This window comes from Enterovirga sp. (assembly GCF_035325185.1).
GTDB lineage: Bacteria > Pseudomonadota > Alphaproteobacteria > Rhizobiales > Beijerinckiaceae > Enterovirga.
In genome coordinates this window covers 1-3,435 of record NZ_DAOLAJ010000163.1, presented here as the reverse complement: position 1 = coordinate 3,435, position 3,435 = coordinate 1, and the positions used below count along the sequence as shown (strand labels likewise).

Annotated in this window: 3 protein-coding genes and 1 pseudogene; all 4 read right to left on the bottom strand. The window is 70.0% G+C overall.

The features are described from left to right. A pseudogene (locus PKD06_RS18515) lies at window positions 1–199 on the bottom strand (conjugal transfer protein TraG); the annotation flags it as partial. A 24-nt stretch (window positions 200–223) separates the two neighbouring features. Continuing rightward, a complete protein-coding gene (locus PKD06_RS18510; RefSeq protein ID WP_324382740.1) occupies window positions 224–1,963 on the bottom strand; it encodes a DUF3363 domain-containing protein in 1,740 nt (579 codons plus the stop codon). A 243-nt stretch (window positions 1,964–2,206) separates the two neighbouring features. Beyond that, window positions 2,207–2,860 (bottom strand): lytic transglycosylase domain-containing protein, encoded by a 654-nt coding sequence (locus PKD06_RS18505; protein ID WP_324382738.1) that lies wholly within the window; start codon window positions 2,858–2,860, stop codon window positions 2,207–2,209. 268 nt (window positions 2,861–3,128) lie between these two features. Next, window positions 3,129–3,435: DUF736 domain-containing protein (locus PKD06_RS18500; protein ID WP_324382736.1), on the bottom strand; the 307-nt coding region annotated here is incomplete at its 5' end.

Sequence of the window (3,435 nt, the reverse complement as noted above, 5' to 3'; positions counted from 1 at the left end):
AGGCCTCGTAGAAATACCACCACCAGAAAAGGGCGGGCGGATAGTAGACCGGCCCCCCGGCGATCCCGAACCAGGGCGAGCCGAGTTGCGCCTGGAAGCCGAGGCTCCACGCGACATATTGGGTCGCCGCCCAGGTGGTCATCAGCACGATGGCTGAGACGGCGAGGATCTGTCCCCAATTGATCTTGGTTGCTGACATGGCGATCGTTCCTCCCGATCAGCGTCAGAGGCCGAGGCTGCGCTTGCGGCCGAAATCCCAATCGACGCCGCCACCATCGCGGGCGACGCCGGAGACGTGGCGGTGGAGCTGCTTCTCGAGGGAAGGCGACCAGGGCACGAGCTGGAAGCAGAGGCCGTCGTCGATCATGGCGAAGCGGCCTGAGGCGAGCGCGAAGCGCTGGCGATAGGTGCCGGCGACATACTCGCCGCTGCCGGCGCGGTTGAACGGCAGGCCGGTCTCGGCGGCGAGCTTCTCGCCGAGCGCATCGAGTTCCCGGTCCCGCAGCGTGCCGAGCAGCCGGCGGGCGAAGACGATGCGCCCTCCTTGTCGATTGGCGAGGCCCTCGCCGATGAGGTGTTCGGCACGCTCGTCCATGGCCCGGCGGACCTCGGCGCCGAAACCGCCATCCGACAGCGCGATGGGCTCGCGGGCGACGGCCTGCCGGTCGAGCCAGGTCGCGCCGGTCGCGTTCACCTGCGCGTGGATGTCGAGGTCGGAGCGAACGGCGATGGCGACGCGCCGCTCACCGCGAGCGTCTTCATAGGCACGAAGCTCGACGATCGAGCCCGTCGGGCCGTCGCCTGCCGCGTCGAGATGGGGCAGCCTGATGTGATGGGTACGGCCGTCGATGCCGTCGACCACGGCATAGGCCGTGCCCTTCAGCTCGTCGTCGAGGCCGCGCTCCACGAGGCGCCCGATCACGGGAACGTCGAGGCTCTCGCCGGCCAGCACGTAGCTCGCCGAGCCGCGCTCGATGCCGCGTTCCGTCAGCGCGCGGTGGATGCGCTTGATGATGTCGCCGCGCTCGCCCAGCTCCCGCAGCACCGCCTCGGCCTCGGACTTGATGAACCATTGCGAATGGCCGACCTGTCCGGCGACCCCGAGGATCTCGAGCGTGCGCAGCCGGCCAACCTTCAGCGCGTGGAACGCGTCGGGCTGGCGATCGGCGCGCGGGGCGAGGTCGATGATGCCGGTCGCTCGGCCGTCGCGCACGAGCTGCCGGTCGAGCTGCGTCCACCGCTCCGCTTCGACCTGGCGCTCGAGATTGCGGTGGATGTCGAGATCGGTGCGCGGGCCGAGTTCCTGCGTGACGAGATCGGACGCGCGGGCGCGCATGCCCTCCTTGATGTAGTCGCGGGAGATGACGAGGTCCCGGCCGTCATCGGCCCGGCCGCGCAGGATGATGTGGATGTGGGGGTTGTCGGTATTCCAATGATCGACGGCGGCCCAGTCGAGGCGGGTCGCCAGGTCCTTCTCCATCTGCCCCATGAGTTCGCGCGCGTAGGACTCGAGGTCGGCCATGCCGGGCGCGTCTTCGGGGGAGACGATGAACCGGAAATGGTGCCGATCGCCCTCGCACCGTTCGGCAAAGGCGCGGCTGTCGATCTCGTCGCTCTCTGGACCGAATAGCCGCGCCTTCTCCCCATCCCGGGTCACACCGTCACGGCGCAGATAGTTCAGATGCGCGCCGAGGGGCGCGGAGCGCGCGGTGTGGCGAACGACGCGGGTCTTGACGACGACGATGCGCGAGCGGCCGGTGAGCAGACGGTTGGCCTGGATGCTGGCGCGCTGCCCACGGCCGAAGCGAGAGCGATTGCCGGGCGTGACCTTGCCGGAGCGCGACACGCGCCCGCCGGCCTTCTGCGCGGCGGCGAGCGCCTGGGCGATGAAGGGTCGGGCGTGCTGGGCGCGTGTCGAGCGGATGCGGCCCGGGCGGACGCGGAACTCGTGCTCATCGGCCATGGCGCGATCCCGCACGGTGCAAGAGAGGGAAGAAAATCAGGAACATGGGCGCGAAGCGCACGGTGCGCGGGAGCGCCGCACGGTGCGGAACGCGCCGGAAAACCGAGCAAACACAACCGCCCGACCGAAGCGCACCGTGCGCCGTTTTATCTCGCCTTCCTAATCGGTCGGGTCCTGTCCCCACCCTCGGCGCTCTCCATGACACGCCAAACCGCGCTGGAATGCGATCTGCGGCGGAGTGGGTCATGGCCGGTCCTCGCCGGCATTGCGGGTGACGAAGAGCCCATTCGGCTGCGAGGCGGAGGGCGTCTTCGACATTGGCGGGACGGACGATCGGGTGTCGCCCGGCAAGCGATCGGGCGGCGTGACCATGGTCGCGGAAGCACCGTTGTCGCGCGCGACGAAGATGGCCGCCTCGCGCCAGTCGAGCGGGCGGGCGACCGCCGAGCCGCTCCGCGAGGGCAGCTCGCCGCGTAGCATCGGCGCAAGGGAATCGACATAGGCGCGCGTTTCGGCGGGCAGCGGCTTGCCGGTCGAGCGATGCTTGTCGTAGCGCGCCGATCCCGCGTTGTAGGCGGCGAGCATCGCAGCCACGTCGCCGTAGCGGTCCCACACCTCGCGCAGATGGGCGGCGCCGGCCAGAATGTTGTCATGCGGATCGAAGGGGTCCCGGCCGAGGCCGTGACGCTGGCGAAGATCGGCCCAGGTATCGGGCATGACCTGCATCAGCCCCATCGCGCCCATCGCGGACACGGCACGCGCATCGCCGGAGCTTTCGGCCCCCATCACGGCGGTGATCCATGTCGTCGGGATGCCGAAGCGGCGCGACGCCTCCGCAATGTGCGCTGCATGGGGATGGACGGCGGCCGGACGTCCGGTCGGCGCGGATCGCGCCATGACCAGGGTCGTTCCGGCGCAGACCGAAAGAATGCCGGCCAGAAGGGCGGCACAACGCCATGCCGCCCTGTCTCCTCTGCGACGCAAGCCTGCCGGCGTGCTCGCTGCGGTCAAGGGTGCGCGCGAGGCGCCGGCCGTTGGCCGCCCTGGACCTTCGCTGCGCGCGCCGGCCGGCCTGCGGTCGAGCGGGGCGAAGGGATGAGACGGTTTTTCCGCGAGCAAAGGGATGAGGGTTTCGAGCGCGATGATCGCGCGGGACCGCATGGCCTCACTCCCGCCCGCTGCGCGGCTTCGGGCGATTCCAGTGCAGGGACCACGCGCTTTCGTCGTCGTCGGACTGGAAGAGGCTCGCGCGGACCGGCTGCGCGAGCGTCGGGTCGTCGAGCTGGCAGGAGAGGTAGTGGCCGGCCTTGTCCCCGGTCTCCTTCCACGCGGCCCCGACCTCAGGGCCGTCGGCGTCGCCGCGATGGATGCGAAAGTCCGGCGCCTTCTGGGCGTCGGATTTCTTCGCGGGGACGAGCACCAGTTCCGCGTCGATGACGAGCGTGCGGATGCGGCCGGAATAGCCGGTCCCG

Coding starts and splice junctions, on each gene's coding strand:
- PKD06_RS18505 (WP_324382738.1), bottom strand. CDS start 2,860: ATGGCGCGATCCGCGCCGACCGGACGTCCGGCCGCCGTCCATCCCCAT.
- PKD06_RS18510 (WP_324382740.1), bottom strand. CDS start 1,963: ATGGCCGATGAGCACGAGTTCCGCGTCCGCCCGGGCCGCATCCGCTCG.